Below are 13452 nucleotides of genomic sequence, written 5' to 3'. Positions count from 1 at the left end.
GAAGTCTTCGCCCACAACGTCGAAACCGTCCCCCGGATCTTCAAACGGATCCGGCCCGCGTTCCGCTACGAACGCTCCCTGGACGTCATCACCCAGGGCCGGAACCAGGGCATGGTCACCAAATCCAACCTCATCCTCGGCATGGGCGAAACCCGCGACGAAATCAGCGAAGCCCTCCGCGACCTCCACGCCGCCGGCTGCGACCTGATCACCATCACCCAGTACCTGCGCCCCTCCGAACGGCACCTGCCCGTGGACCGCTGGGTCAAACCCCAGGAATTCCTGGACCTGCAGCACGAAGCCGAAGAAATCGGCTTCCTCGGCGTCATGTCCGGCCCCCTGGTCCGCTCCTCCTACCGCGCCGGCCGCCTCTGGGCCACCGCCATGCGCAAAAAAGGCCGCGACATCCCCGCCGAACTCGCCCACATCGCCGACGGCATCCAGGACTCCGGCACCACCCGCCAGGAAGCAGCCAGCGTGCTGGCAGCGCACTCCTGACACCAGCATCAGGGGCGTGGGCAACGCATCCCGGTAGGGCCGGAGCCGGAAGCATCCGGCGTCCGGCCCTTCGGCTTTGGTCACGTAGAATTAAGGCACTATGGCGAAATCCCCTGATTCCAGCAACTCCACTCCTGCGGGCTCCAGCGCGGTGAAGCGCGGCCTGTTCACGCGCAAGCCGAAGGAAGCAAAGGCCAAGAAGCCGAGCCGGCTCAAGCAGATCGGCGAGGTCTTCACCATGACGCGCCGGCATGATCCCATGGTGCCGTGGCTCATGCTGCTGGTGTTCCTCGGCGTCGTGGCCGTGAGCTTCCTCGTGGGCTTCTGGCTGGATAACTGGATCACGGGCCTGATCATCGGTATCCCGCTGGGCCTGCTTGGTGCCACCTTTATCCTGTCGCGCCGCGCGGAACGGGCTGCGTTCGCCCAGATCGAGAACCAGCCCGGCGCCTCGGGGGCCGCCCTGGGAACCCTGCGCCGGGGCTGGATCACCGAGGAACAGCCCGTGGCTGTCAACCCCCGGACGCAGGATGCCGTGTTCCGTGCGATCGGCCGTCCCGGCGTCGTGCTCGTCAGCGAAGGCCCCACGCACCGCGTCAAGCCGCTCCTCGACGCCGAGCGCAAGCGCCTCGCCCGGATCCTGCCCAACGTCACGGTGCACGTGATTGAAAGCGGCCGTGGCGAGGGCCAGGTTCCGCTGAGCGAGGTTGCCCGGAAGATGGGCAAGCTGAAGAAGGAACTGACCAAGGTTGAGGTGAACGCGGTGTCCAAGCGCATTGCCTCGCTTGGGAACCGGCTGCCCATCCCCAAGGGCATCGACCCCTACAAAGCGCGTCCCAACCGCGGACGCTAGACCTGGAAACGCCCCGGTTTTGGCTACGGCCGCCGGGGCGTTTTTCTGCACCCTGCCATCAGCACCCGCCGCCTACCACAACAGGACACCATGTTTAGCAAGAACGTAGTCATCCGCGCTTTCCGGATCCTTGCCGTTGCCGAAGCCTGCAGCTGGGCTGCCCTGCTGGTCGGCATGTACTTCAAGTGGATTGCCGGAACCACCGAGGTCGGCGTGCAGGTGGCCGGGCCGGTCCACGGTGCGCTGTTCGTTGGCTACGCCGCAGCAGCCCTGGTCCTGTGGCGGCTTCAGCGCTGGCCCTTTATGGTGGCCCTGTTCGCCGGCATTTCGGCGGTCTTCCCGTTCGCGACGGTCCTCTTTGAGCGCTGGGCCGGCAAGCGGGGATACCTCAGCGCGCAGGCAACTGCGGCGGCGGAGCCGGCCAAGGAGGAGAACCGCGTCTAGCGGCCCTGCCTACCTGCGGATCAGCAGCGTATTCATTGCCTTGTCGTGAAGCCCGCGGTGGTCAGGATCGAAGATCACCGCGGGGATGACCAGGCAGAGCAGCACGGCGCGTACAAGGGCCGCCAGCGGACCCGGAGCGCCCCCTCCCGCCCTCACCACATGGATGCCCATCACCCGGTGGCCGATGCTGTAACCCAAGGTCCCCACCAGGAGGGTCTGTTCGACGGCGAACACGGCCAAAGTTGCCCAGGAGTTGCCGCCGAAGGCGAAGTTGCTGATCAGCAACGCAATGCCCCAGTCGATCATGATCGCCACGATGCGGCGGCCCGCCCGGGCAATGGATCCCGGTCCGGACTCGGGCAGTCCCAGCCGCTCCCCCGGATACTTGGAGATGCCGGACGTGTCCGGTCCGCTGAGCCAGGAGCCGATGTCTTTGCGATCTACCACCATCCAAGCTTATCGAGTCGCGGCAGGACGCCGTGACCGCATTGCGGATGCCGCTGGATCACAGTGTGGACTGTCGATAGCGTTTCCATATCAGGGCATTCTGTAACCTGCCCGAAACAATGCGGACACGGACGGGAAATGCCGCGTCCATAGGCTGTTGGAAGTTTCAAGCAATCCTCCGGCAGGACCACACAGCAGGGAAACCGTGAGTTCTCCCTGCTTTCGGATTGCGCTGGATCACATGGCTTGCACGCCAGATATTACATATGCGTTAGGAGCATAGATGTTCAAGACTGCGGACGAAGTCCTCCAGTTCATCCGGGACGAAGATATTAAGTTCGTCGATATCCGCTTCACCGATCTTCCGGGCGTGCAGCAGCACTTCAACGTCCCCGCCAAGAGCGTTGACGCCGACTTCTTTGTCAACGGCCAGCTCTTCGACGGCTCCTCCATCCGCGGCTTCCAGGGCATCGCCGAGTCCGACATGCAGCTGATCCCGGACGTTACCACTGCATTCCTGGACACGTTCCGCATGGAGAAGACCCTTGCACTGAACTTCTCCATCGTGAACCCGCGCACCGGCGACCCCTACCACCGCGACCCCCGCGGCGTGGCCGAGAAGGCCGAAGCCTACCTGGCATCCACCGGCATCGCCGACACCGCGTTCTTCGCTCCCGAGGCCGAGTTCTTCGTGTTCGACAACGTCCAGTACCAGTCCTCCCCCGAGGGCAGCTTCTACAAGATCGACTCCGAGGAAGCCCACTGGAACACCGGCCGCGAGGAAGAGGGCGGAAACCTCGGCTACAAGACCCCCGTCAAGGGCGGTTACTTCCCGGTTTCCCCCACCGACAAGCAGGCCGACCTGCGCGACGCCATGTGTGTTGCCCTGGACGAAGCCGGCCTTGAGGTCGAGCGCAGCCACCACGAGGTAGGCTCCGCCGGCCAGGCTGAAATCAACTACAAGTTCACCACGCTGACCCACGCTGCCGATGACCTGCAGAAGTTCAAGTACGTCATCAAGAACACCGCAGACGCCTGGGGCAAGTCCGTGACCTTCATGCCGAAGCCCGTCTTCGGAGACAACGGCTCCGGCATGCACTGCCACCAGTCGCTGTGGAACAACGGCCAGCCGCTGTTCTACGACGAGAAGGGCTACGCCGGCCTGTCCGACACCGCCCGCTGGTACATCGGCGGCCTGCTGAAGCACGCTTCCGCCGTCCTGGCCTTCACCAACCCCACGGTGAACTCCTACCGCCGCCTGGTCAAGGGCTTCGAGGCCCCGGTCAACATGGTCTACTCGCAGGGCAACCGCTCCGCCGGTATCCGCATCCCGATCACGGGCAGCAACCCGAAGGCCAAGCGCATCGAGTTCCGCGCTCCGGACCCCTCCTCCAACCCGTACCTGGCCTTCGCTGCCCAGCTGATGGCCGGCATCGACGGCATCCGCAACCGCATTGAACCGCCGGCTCCGATCGACAAGGACCTCTACGAGCTCCCCGCCGAGGAAGCCAAGGACATCCCCAAGGCCCCGGGCACGCTCGAGGAAGCCCTGGAGGCGCTGCGCGAGGACAACGAATTCCTGCAGGCCGGTGGCGTGTTCACCCAGGACCTGATCGACACCTGGATCGAGTACAAGTACGAGAACGAGATCCGCCCGCTGTCCCTGCGCCCGAACCCCTACGAGTTCGAGCTCTACTACGGCGTGTAACGTATTTGCCGGCTAAACGCGGTTTAGCCTGCAGGGAGTCCGCACGCGCTGCCAGTCATTCCACGACGGCAGCGCGTGCGGACTTTTCTTTTTAACACCATGCCGCGCCCGCGCCCGAATTGGCCTGACCCATGAGGCCGGTTCCAGACAGGCGCGTCGGCGTCAAACATTCACCGGAATGGTGCTTTTCCTTGATGTTCCCGCCAACTCGGCTTCGACGGCGCAGAACACGATTGCGCCGGTGCTGTTGTCTTCCCCGGCGCCAAAGGCGGCTTGGGATACGCTTCCGCTCACATGGTCTCACCCGGTCTTGGGGCGTAACCCAATTTCCTCGAAAGGTAATCATGTCCTTAAAAGCTAAACTGGCGGCTGTTCTGGGGACTGCCGTTTTGGTGGTGGGTGGCGTTTCGGCAGTCAGCCAGAACGCTGCCGCCGCGGACCAGGCCACCTATGTGCCTGCCGCTGACACATACGTCCAGTACGACAAGCGGGCCTCCAACTTTGGTTCGTCTGTCCGGTGGTCCACTGAGGGCCGGGCGGACATCTGGCGGAACGCATTGGTCCGCTTCACTGTACCGCCCGTCCCTGCGGATCGTCGGGTGGTTGCGGCCAAGTTCTCGGCGGTCGCTTTGGCGTCTGCCGCTTCTACTGAGTTCGTCGACGTCTATACGACGTCCGGGGCTTGGACGGAAACAGCGGTCACCTGGGATACGGCGCCGGCCCGTGGTGCCTGGCTGAGCAAGCAAGGCGGTTTCAGTGAGGGGCAGCGCGTCGAGTGGGACGTCACGGGCGCGGTCCCTGCCGGCGGAGGTGACGTAAACCTGAAGCTTGAGAGCGCCGCCGGGAAGTGGCTGGGGTTCAAATCCCGGGAGGTGGACGACCCGGGGCTGCGTCCGCAGCTCACGGTCGTGACGGAGCGTGTCCCGGTGTCCACGACGACCCCTGCCCCAACACCCACCCAGACCCAGCCGCCGGCTGCGAAGACAGCGGCCGGGACGTTCGGCTGGGGCTCCCCGGTCGCCGGTGACGAGTTCAACTACACGGGCGTCCCGGATCCGGCGAAGTGGAACGTCTACAACTCCCCCGGGCATGCCGGCAAGGGGGTCCGGTCCCCGGCACAGGCCAGGGTGGATGGTTCCAAACTCGTCATCACCGGAACGCCTGACGGTACGACGGCGGGCATGGGCGCCAAGTTCGACAACCGGAAGTACGGGCGGTGGGAGGTCCGGGCGGCCGGTTCGGGCGACAACGAATACCACATGGTCAGCATCCTGTGGCCGGACAGTGAGAACTGGCCGTGCGACGGCGAGATCGACTACGCGGAAACCACGGGTGAGTGGAACGTCATCAAGTTCTTCCAGCATTACTCGTGCACCAATTCACAGTCGTCCGCGTCGAAGAACCTGGATGTCACGCAGTTCCACAATTACGCGGTGGAGTGGACTGACAAGGGCATCACGGGGTTTGTAGACGGCGTGGAGTGGTTCCGGGACGCGGACGTGTCGCATCTGCCGCCGGGTCCGATGCATCAGACTTTGCAGCTGGACTGGTTCCCGGACGCTACGGCTGACGGCGCCGGGGAAATGCGGGTGGACTGGGTACGCGTATACAACCTACCGGCCGGGGCGCCCTCCCCGACACCGACACCCACAACGACACCGACACCCACCCCGACACCCACGCCGACCGGAACCACCCCTCCCCCGCCCGGAGGCGACTGGACTTTTGCAGCCACGGGCGACATGAACCCCTCAGGCACGACTGACCCCAACTCGAACTCCGGCAAGAACGCGGCGAGCATCAAGGCCGCCATCGGGTCCGGGGCGGTGGAGAATTTCTTCGGCCTCGGGGACTTCCAGTACAGCATCGGACACTGCGGGCTTTCCAGCAGCTCGAACCCGTCCAATGACCACTACTCGAAGTATCACGCCAACTGGGGCGCGTTCAAGGACAAGACATACTGGGTCCCGGCACCCAACCATGACCACGAACCCGGGCGGAACACCGACCTCGGCAAGTACATGAACGGCGAGTGCGTCAACACGGTCAAGTCCGCCACGAACACCACCCTCGGCCGCTATCACGACCCGGGCGAGTGGTACTCATTCGACAAGGGCAACTGGCACATTCTGGTGGCCCCCACCAACACGTGGCGGTACAACAGTTCCCGGGCAGCGGCGATGACGGCGGAATTCGACGCGGATCTGGCCGCAGCCAAGGCCGCGGGCAAGCACCTCGCCGTCGCCTACCATGACCCCTACTTCACGTCGAACACGTCCAGCCATGCCCGGTTCAGCCAAGCAAAGCCGTGGATCGATGTGTTCTGGAAGCACCGGGTCCGGGTCCTGCTTTCCGGCAGCCAGCACAACTATGAGCGGTCCTGCCCGGTCAACAACGCCGACCAGTGCGTGGCCGACGGCATGCAGCAGTTCCAAGTCTCTACCGGCGGTATCAGCCTTCGCGGCTTCACCTCCCAGCCGGCATACATGGCCACCGCGAACGGGGCCAAGCGGTTCTCCGACACGTGGGGCCACCTCCGCATGACGCTGAAGGCGGACGGTTCCTACACCTGGAACTACGTCCCAACCTCCGGCGGGATGCAGACCGACAGCGGTTCCCGGACCGCACCGTAACGAAGGGCATTGTCATGAACTCAAAGTCAAAGATCATTGCAGGCCTCGCGTCCGCGGCTGTCACCGCTTCGGCAGTGGCGGGGGCGGCGTGTGCCAGTCAAGAGAAAGCTGCAACCCCGGAGAAGCCCAGGGACGACGACAAGAAGGCGGTTGCCAGCGTCATTCCCTCGCTCTGCTATGCGCAGCAGGAGGATGGCACCGGGTTCTGCGTGGACCGCAGTATTTGTTCGGGCGGCTGTTTCCATGGCGATGGCTCAGAGGTCACCGTCCGGAAGTGGTATGAGTTGAACCAGTAGTTACAGGTAAAGATTCGACGGCTGATCCGGGCGCTGACCCACAAAGGCGGCCACCGGTACCCGGTGGCCGCCTTTTGTCTGAGGAATTTGTCTGAGGACGAAAGGTGGAGGCCCGGCTCCTGACGTGCTGAGACCGGGAGCCGGACCCCCTGACGAATGTCCCCCGAGACGAAGACTGTTCCAGCCTTCCCCCCAACAAGGTTGAAGAACACCGCCAAACCACATCATCTGGCAAACGGTTACTGAGTGCAACGGCGGCCGGCTGACGTTACTTCATCGTGGCATCGGCAAAGCCGCGGAACATGGTACGTTGCGGTCCCGCGCTGCCGCCGCTGTATCGCCCGTGGTCCAGGAACCCGGCGCGGCGGTAGGCGGCCAGCCCGGCGGGGTTGGCTTCGTTAACGGACAGGACGACGCCGGAGGCACCGGTTGGGTGACCGCGCTCCAGTTTGCCTGCTGCGGCGACGGCGGCGGCCGCTGCCAGCGTTCCCAGTCCCCTGCCCTGCTGCCGCCGGTCGATCAGGAACCCGCGCAGCAGCCATGCGCTGTGGTCGTCGGCCCAGCCGGCCAGGCGGGCGGCGCCACGCTGCAGCGTCAGCACGCCCACGGCCCCGCCGTCCGCTTCGATGACGTACGGGTGCCTGGAGTCCTCCTCGAAGCCGGCGAGGGCCATCCGCAGGGGGTCGCCCACGAACCGGTCCTGTCCGGGGCGCAGCTGCAGCTGCGCCACCGCATGCAGCTGGATGGCGCGGGCGTCGTCGTCAAGGTCGCGGAGCGGAATCAGCCAGACCGCGGTGGCCTCACGGAGCGGCCGGTGGCGTGCCATGGCCTAGCTGCCGTAGAAGACGCGCTCGAAGACGGCCCGGGCCTGGCGGCTGACCCGCAGGTAGTCTTCTTCAAGCACGGCGGCCTGGCCGGGCTCGTAGCCGCACCAGCGGGCCACGGCCTCCAGGTCGCGGCGGGAGGACGGCAGCAGGTCTGACGCCTTGCCGCTCCAGATGACGTTTGCCGACCGGATCCGGCTGGCCAGCCGCCAGGCCCGGGTGAGGGTGCCGGCGTCGTCAGGGGCGAGCAGGCCCAGGCCGGCAGCTGCTTCCAGGGCCGCCACCGTGGAGGTGGTGCGCAGTTCGGGGTGCTTGCCGGCATGCTGCAGCTGAAGCAGCTGGACGAGCCATTCGACGTCGCTCAGTCCGCCGCGGCCGAGTTTGAGGTGCCGCGCGGGATCGGCACCGCGGGGCAGCCGCTCGGACTCAACCCGCGCCTTGATCCGGCGGATCTCCCGGACGTCCTGGCCGGACACAGCCTCGGGGTACCTGATGGGGTCGATGAGGGCCAGGAAATCCGCTGCCAGCCCGTCATCCCCGGCCATGGGGCGGGCGCGCAGGAGGGCCTGCGCCTCCCAGATCAGGGACCAGCGGCGGTAGTACTCGGCATAGGAGTCCAGGGAGCGGACCATCGCTCCGTTCTTGCCCTCGGGCCGCAGGTCGGCGTCCATCTGCAGCACCCGCTCCGCCATGATCGCCGGCTTGAGGGGCTGGGTCAGCAGGCTGGACACCTTGGTGACGAGCCGGACCGCCTGCTCCTGCGCCTCGGCTTCGCTGTACCCGGGGAGCGCACGGTGGACGTACATCACGTCCGCATCGGAGCCGTAGCCGATTTCCCGGCCGCCCTGGCGTCCCATGGCTACCACCAGCACCGTGGTCTTCAAGGGGCCGCCGGCGGAGACAATGCCCTCGGCCACCCGCAGCGCGCCCAGCACGGCCGCGCGGTCGGTGTCGGCGAGGGCAGCGCCCACCTGGTCCTGGTCCAGCAGCCCGGCTGAGTCGGCAACCGCAATCCGGAGGATCTCCCGGCGCCGGATCAGCCGGATGAGGCGCATGGCGCTTTCGGGGTCGGCGTGCCGGGACATCTTCGAGGTGATCTCATGCCACTGCGCTTCGAACGGCACCGGGACCAGGTCCTTGTCCTGCCCCAGCCAGGCGACCGACTCGGGCGAAACCTCCAGCAGGTCGGCGATCAGCCGCGAGTTGGACAGCATGTGGCACAGGCGTTCGGCCGCGGCGTTGGAGTCGCGCAGCAGGCCGAGGTACCAGTGGGTGGTGCCCAGCGCTTCGCTGACCCGGCGGAAGGCGAGCAGCCCGGCGTCGGGGTCCACGCCTTCGGCCAGCCAGTCCAGGAGGATGGGCAGCAGTTGGCGCTGCAATGCAGCCCGGCGGCTGACACCGGCCGTCAGCGCCTCGATGTGGCGCATGGCCCCTTGCGGGTCCCGGTACCCGAGCGCTGCGAGCCGTCCCTGAGCGGCCTCGGGCGAGAGCCGCGCGTCCTCGCTGCTGAGCCTGGCCGCGCTGTTCAGCAGCGGCCGGTAGAAGATCCGCTCGTGAAGTTCCCGGACGGAGCGCTTGGTCTTCTGCCAGGCGGCCAGCAGCGCGTCGGGGTGTGGCCGCTCGTTCGAAAAGGGGCCCAGCACGCCCTTGGCGAGCGCGCGCAGGGCGGGTTCGGCCACTGGCATGAGATGGGTCCGGCGCAGCTGGAACAGCTGGATCCGGTGCTCCAGCAGCCGCAGGTACCGGTAGGCGTTGTCGAAGGCGGCGGCGTCAGAGCGCCCGATGTAGCCGCCTGTGGAGAGCGCGGCGATGGCGGAGGTGGTGTCCCGCCGCCGCAGGGTTTCATCGGCCTTGCCGTGCACCAGTTGCAGCAGTTGTACAGTGAACTCGACGTCACGGAGCCCGCCGCGGCCGAGCTTGATCTGCCGCTGTTCCTCGGCGGCCGGGATGTGTTCGGTGACCCTGCGCCGCATGGCCTGGACCGATTCCACGAAGCCGTCGCGGCCGGCCGAACTCCAGATCAGCGGTGATACGGCTTCTTCGTACCGGCGCCCGAGGTCGGCGTCGCCGGCGATGGTCCGCGCCTTCAGGAGCGCCTGGAATTCCCAGCTTTCCGCCCACCTGGCGTAGTAGGTTTCGTGCGAGGCCAGCGTGCGGACCAGGGGGCCTGACTTGCCCTCGGGACGGAGGTTCGCGTCCACTTCCCAGAGCCCGGGCTCGCGTGCCACCGACGAGATGGCGCGGGAGATGCCGCTGGCCAGGGCGGTGCCGATGGTGGTGGCCCGCGCGTCTTCCAGGCTCCCGCCGTCCACCACGTAGATGACGTCGACGTCGGAGATGTAGTTCAGCTCGCGGGCTCCGCATTTGCCCATGCCGATGACGGCCAGGCCGACGTCGGCAACGTCACCGGCGCTGTACTGCTCCGCTGCCTCGGCGCGTGAGACCGCCAGCGCGGCCTCGATGGCGGCCCCGGCAAGGTCGGCGAGTTCCCCGCCGACGGAGGGCAGGAAGTCGAGGGGGTCGGCTGCGCACAGGTCCTTGACCGCAAGGTCCACCAGTCCCCTGCGGTAGGCGGTGCGGAGTGCCGCGTAGGCGTCAGGACCGGTCGCCGCGGCGACGGGACGGGCGGCCCGCGGATCCGCGCCCACGGACTGCAGGAGCGTCGCGCGCAGCGTTGCGGCTTCAGCCGGGAAGGGCTCGGGGCTGGCCCGGACGTGGAACGCCTCGAGGTGTTCGGGGTGGCGGATGAGGAACTCGCCCAGCGCCTCGGAGGCGCCGAGCACCCGGTACAGCGGCTCGCTGCTTTCGGGATCGGCGGTGGCCAGCTTCCGGAGGTCCGGATGTTTCTCGATCAGCCGGACCAAAGACTGCAGGGCAGTGTCAGGGCTGGCGGCCAGCTGCAGCCCCGCGAACAGGGCATCCTGGTCCAGCCCCTCCAGTTCGCGGGCAGCCAGGAACCGCTCGCCTTTTTCCAGGTCGCTGAATCCGGCCGCGATGAGGCGGCGGGCCAGGCTCACGCCCGCCGCCTAGAGGATGCCGAGGTTGCGCTGCAGCTCGTAGGGCGTGACCTGCAGCCGGTAGTCCTGCCATTCCGCGCGCTTGTTCCGCAGGAAGTGCTCGAAGACCTGCTCGCCCAGGATCTGCGGCATGAGCTCAGAATCCTCCATGGAGCGGATGGCGTCGTGCAGGCTGGCCGGAAGCGGGTCATGGCCCATGGCCCGGCGTTCAGCGGAGCTGAGCGACCAGACGTCGTCCTCTGCGGCGGCCGGCAGGTCATAGCCTTCCTCGATGCCCTTCAGGCCTGCGCCGAGCAGGACGGCGTAGGCCAGGTAGGGGTTCGCCGCGGAGTCGATGCCGCGGTATTCGATCCGGGCGGACTGGCCCTTGACCGGCTTGTACAGGGGCACGCGGACCAGGGCCGAGCGGTTGTTGTGGCCCCAGCTGAGGTAGCTCGGAGCTTCGCCGCCGCCCCAGAGCCGCTTGTAGGAGTTCACGAACTGGTTGGTGACCGCGGTGAATTCCGGAGCGTGCTTGAGGATGCCGGCAATGAACTGGCGGGCGGTCTTGGAGAGCTGGTATTCCGCACCGGCTTCGAAGAACGCGTTGCTGTCGCCTTCGAACAGCGAGAAGTGGGTGTGCATGCCGGAGCCCGGGTGGGCGGTGAACGGCTTGGGCATGAACGTGGCGTAGGTGCCCTGCTGCAGGGCCACCTCCTTGATGACCGTGCGGAACGTCATGATGTTGTCCGCCGTCTGGAGGGCGTCGGCGTAGCGCAGGTCGATCTCGTTCTGGCCGGGGCCGCCCTCGTGGTGGCTGAATTCCACCGAAATTCCCACCGATTCCAGCATGGTGACGGCGGTGCGGCGGAAGTCCTGTGCCACGCCGCCGGGCACGTGGTCGAAGTAGCCCCCCTCGTCCACCGGTACCGGGGCGCCGTCCGGGCCCAACTCCTGGGACTTGAGCAGGTAGAACTCGATCTCGGGATGGGTGTAGCAGGTGAAGCCCATGTCCGCGGCCTTGGCAAGGGTCCGCTTGAGGACATTGCGGGGGTCCGCCGCGGAAGGCTCGCCGTCCGGGGTCAGGATGTCGCAGAACATGCGCGAGGTCTGCTCCGTCTCACCGCGCCACGGCAGGATCTGGAAGGTGGCCGGGTCGGGCTGCAGCAGCATGTCCGACTCGAACACGCGGGCGAGGCCCTCGATGGAGGAGCCGTCGAAGCCGAGGCCTTCCTCGAAGGCGCCCTCGACCTCTGCCGGCGCCAGGGCAACCGACTTGAGCGAGCCCACGACGTCGGTGAACCACAGGCGCACGAAACGTACGTCGCGCTCTTCGATTGTGCGCAGGACAAACTCTTGCTGGCGGTCCATGATGGCCTCTTCTCCGGTCAACGTCCATGCTCCGGGTTCGCGGCAAATGGGAAGCCGGCAGCAGTTCACAAACACTGTACTAAGCATTCGGCGCCGGTGCTGGAGCCTGCCCCGCCCGTAACACAGCGTTAACACGTATTTATGACCCTTATCACCCGCGCTGCGGGCAGGAGCCGGTAGCTAGGACGGCCGGTGCCGCACTACGCTCATGCCATGGCCTCAACCAACAGCCCGAACCCCAGCGTGCCCGACGACGTCCCCGCACCTTACGGCAGCGGCCCCGGGCAGGACGGGCCTGCAAAGAATGAAGCGGGGCAGGCCGCAGCCGCCCCGGCGCCGAAACCCGCCAAGGTGCGCATCCACCACCTTCAGCAGGCCAAGAGGGACGGCACCAGGTTCGCCATGCTCACCGCCTACGAGCAGTACACCGCCGAGATCTTCGACGCTGCCGGAATCGAAGTGCTCCTGGTGGGCGACTCCGCCTCCAACAACGTGTTCGGCAACGAAACGAGCCTGCCCGTCACCGTGGACGAACTGCTTCCCCTCTGCCGCGCGGTGGCACGGTCGGCGAAACGTGCCCTCGTTGTGGCCGACCTGCCGTTTGGCAGTTACGAGGTTTCCGCCGGGCAGGCCGTCACGGCAGGCGTCCGGTTCCTCAAGGAGGGCCTGGCGCACGCCGTCAAGATCGAGGGCGGTAAATACTACGCACCCACTGTCCGGGCCATGGTGCAGGCGGGCATCCCCGTGATGGCCCACATCGGCTTCACGCCGCAGAGCGAACACGCCCTGGGCGGGTACCGGGTCCAGGGCCGCGGCGACGACGCGCAACGCCTCATCGACGACGCCGTCGCCCTCGCCGACGCCGGCGCCTTCTGCGTGCTCATGGAAATGGTGCCCGCGGAAACCGCGGCAGCCGTGGACGCCGCCGTCACCGTTCCCACCGTGGGCATCGGCGCGGGCAAGGAAACCACCGGGCAGGTCCTCGTGTGGCAGGACATGGCAGGCCTGCGCGGCGGGCGGATGGCCAAGTTCGTCAAGCAGTACGCGGACCTGCGCAACACCCTGCTCGACGCCGCCACGGCGTACGGCGAAGACGTGCGGTCCGGGCAGTTCCCCGGCCCCGAACATTCGTTCTAGGGCCCCGAACATTCGTTCCAGGCTGCGCGCAGTCCCCGGCGGTGCCCACCCAGGGCGTCAGTCGTCGTCGTCCTTTTCCCAAGCCTCGTTGCGTGCCCGGACCTTCTCCAGCGCGTGCTCAGCCTCAGACCTCGTCTTGTAGGGGCCGATCAGCTGGCTCCAGTCGGAGAGGCGGTCCTCTTCGACCTCGTGGGTGTTGATGTTGTACCAGTACTCAGTCATCATTGCTCCCCGCTCTGTGGTGC

Annotated in this window: 12 protein-coding genes; 7 read left to right on the top strand and 5 right to left on the bottom strand. The window is 66.6% G+C overall.

Annotated features, from left to right (window positions below):
- The 3 genes from ACYQ1Z_RS17260 to ACYQ1Z_RS17250 form a co-directional block, all read left to right on the top strand.
- Positions 1–498, top strand: a 498-nt coding sequence (locus ACYQ1Z_RS17260) for a lipoyl synthase (protein ID WP_459793772.1), incomplete at its 5' end; no start/stop codon positions are given.
- Positions 499–598: 100 nt separating this feature from the next.
- Positions 599–1351, top strand: coding sequence for a DUF4191 domain-containing protein (locus tag ACYQ1Z_RS17255; protein ID WP_459793771.1), 753 nt, complete (start codon positions 599–601; stop codon positions 1349–1351).
- Between the two features lie 90 nt (positions 1352–1441).
- Positions 1442–1795 carry a DUF3817 domain-containing protein gene (locus ACYQ1Z_RS17250; RefSeq protein ID WP_459793770.1) on the top strand — a complete coding sequence of 118 codons (354 nt, stop codon included), beginning with the start codon at positions 1442–1444 and terminating at the stop codon, positions 1793–1795.
- A gap of 9 nt (positions 1796–1804) precedes the next feature.
- Here ACYQ1Z_RS17250 and ACYQ1Z_RS17245 read toward each other — a convergent pair whose 3' ends face one another.
- Positions 1805–2242, bottom strand: coding sequence for an RDD family protein (locus tag ACYQ1Z_RS17245; RefSeq protein WP_459793769.1), 438 nt, complete (start codon positions 2240–2242; stop codon positions 1805–1807).
- 283 nt (positions 2243–2525) lie between these two features.
- On the opposite strand from ACYQ1Z_RS17245, the gene glnA reads away from it, so the two are divergent.
- From glnA to ACYQ1Z_RS17230, 3 genes are all read left to right on the top strand, one after another.
- Positions 2526–3950, top strand: coding sequence for a type I glutamate--ammonia ligase (glnA, locus tag ACYQ1Z_RS17240; RefSeq protein WP_459793768.1), 1425 nt, complete (start codon positions 2526–2528; stop codon positions 3948–3950).
- Positions 3951–4294: 344 nt separating this feature from the next.
- Positions 4295–6583: a CBM96 family carbohydrate-binding protein gene (locus ACYQ1Z_RS17235; protein ID WP_459793767.1), complete on the top strand. Its 2289-nt coding sequence runs from the start codon at positions 4295–4297 to the stop codon at positions 6581–6583.
- A gap of 14 nt (positions 6584–6597) precedes the next feature.
- Positions 6598–6879, top strand: a complete 282-nt coding sequence (locus tag ACYQ1Z_RS17230) for a hypothetical protein (protein ID WP_459793766.1) — start codon at positions 6598–6600, stop codon at positions 6877–6879.
- 268 nt (positions 6880–7147) lie between these two features.
- On the opposite strand, the gene ACYQ1Z_RS17225 is transcribed toward ACYQ1Z_RS17230, so the two are convergent.
- Genes ACYQ1Z_RS17225 through ACYQ1Z_RS17215 form a run of 3 tightly spaced genes read right to left on the bottom strand, consistent with a single transcriptional unit; the run spans position 7148 to position 12070 of the window.
- Complete coding sequence (locus ACYQ1Z_RS17225) at positions 7148–7705, bottom strand: GNAT family N-acetyltransferase (RefSeq protein WP_459793765.1); 558 nt, start codon at positions 7703–7705, stop codon at positions 7148–7150.
- A 3-nt stretch (positions 7706–7708) separates the two neighbouring features.
- Positions 7709–10720 carry a bifunctional [glutamine synthetase] adenylyltransferase/[glutamine synthetase]-adenylyl-L-tyrosine phosphorylase gene (locus ACYQ1Z_RS17220; RefSeq protein ID WP_459793764.1) on the bottom strand — a complete coding sequence of 1004 codons (3012 nt, stop codon included), beginning with the start codon at positions 10718–10720 and terminating at the stop codon, positions 7709–7711.
- A 9-nt stretch (positions 10721–10729) separates the two neighbouring features.
- Positions 10730–12070 (bottom strand): glutamine synthetase family protein, encoded by a 1341-nt coding sequence (locus tag ACYQ1Z_RS17215; protein WP_459793763.1) that lies wholly within the window; start codon positions 12068–12070, stop codon positions 10730–10732.
- Positions 12071–12283: 213 nt separating this feature from the next.
- Here ACYQ1Z_RS17215 and panB point away from each other — a divergent pair, with 213 nt between their 5' ends.
- The gene (panB, locus tag ACYQ1Z_RS17210) at positions 12284–13207 is read left to right on the top strand and encodes a 3-methyl-2-oxobutanoate hydroxymethyltransferase (protein ID WP_459793762.1); all 924 of its coding nucleotides are present in this window, start codon (positions 12284–12286) and stop codon (positions 13205–13207) included.
- 57 nt (positions 13208–13264) lie between these two features.
- Here the strand turns inward: panB and ACYQ1Z_RS17205 are convergent, their stop codons facing one another.
- On the bottom strand, positions 13265–13429 hold the full coding sequence (locus ACYQ1Z_RS17205; RefSeq protein ID WP_459793761.1) for an SPOR domain-containing protein: 165 nt from the start codon (positions 13427–13429) through the stop codon (positions 13265–13267).
- Between the last annotated feature and the right edge of the window lie 23 nt (positions 13430–13452).

Source organism: Arthrobacter sp. AD-310 (assembly GCF_054656615.1).
The sequence above is the reverse complement of the archived record's forward strand: the minus strand, read 5'-3'. Positions and strand labels throughout refer to the sequence as shown.

Excerpts from the sequence above, each read along its gene's own strand:
- ACYQ1Z_RS17255 (WP_459793771.1), top strand. The coding sequence starts at position 599 with ATGGCGAAATCCCCTGATTCCAGCAACTCCACTCCTGCGGGCTCCAGC.
- ACYQ1Z_RS17250 (WP_459793770.1), top strand. The coding sequence starts at position 1,442 with ATGTTTAGCAAGAACGTAGTCATCCGCGCTTTCCGGATCCTTGCCGTT.
- glnA (WP_459793768.1), top strand. The coding sequence starts at position 2,526 with ATGTTCAAGACTGCGGACGAAGTCCTCCAGTTCATCCGGGACGAAGAT.
- ACYQ1Z_RS17235 (WP_459793767.1), top strand. The coding sequence starts at position 4,295 with ATGTCCTTAAAAGCTAAACTGGCGGCTGTTCTGGGGACTGCCGTTTTG.
- ACYQ1Z_RS17230 (WP_459793766.1), top strand. The coding sequence starts at position 6,598 with ATGAACTCAAAGTCAAAGATCATTGCAGGCCTCGCGTCCGCGGCTGTC.
- ACYQ1Z_RS17225 (WP_459793765.1), bottom strand. The coding sequence starts at position 7,705 with ATGGCACGCCACCGGCCGCTCCGTGAGGCCACCGCGGTCTGGCTGATT.
- ACYQ1Z_RS17215 (WP_459793763.1), bottom strand. The coding sequence starts at position 12,070 with ATGGACCGCCAGCAAGAGTTTGTCCTGCGCACAATCGAAGAGCGCGAC.
- panB (WP_459793762.1), top strand. The coding sequence starts at position 12,284 with ATGGCCTCAACCAACAGCCCGAACCCCAGCGTGCCCGACGACGTCCCC.
- ACYQ1Z_RS17205 (WP_459793761.1), bottom strand. The coding sequence starts at position 13,429 with ATGACTGAGTACTGGTACAACATCAACACCCACGAGGTCGAAGAGGAC.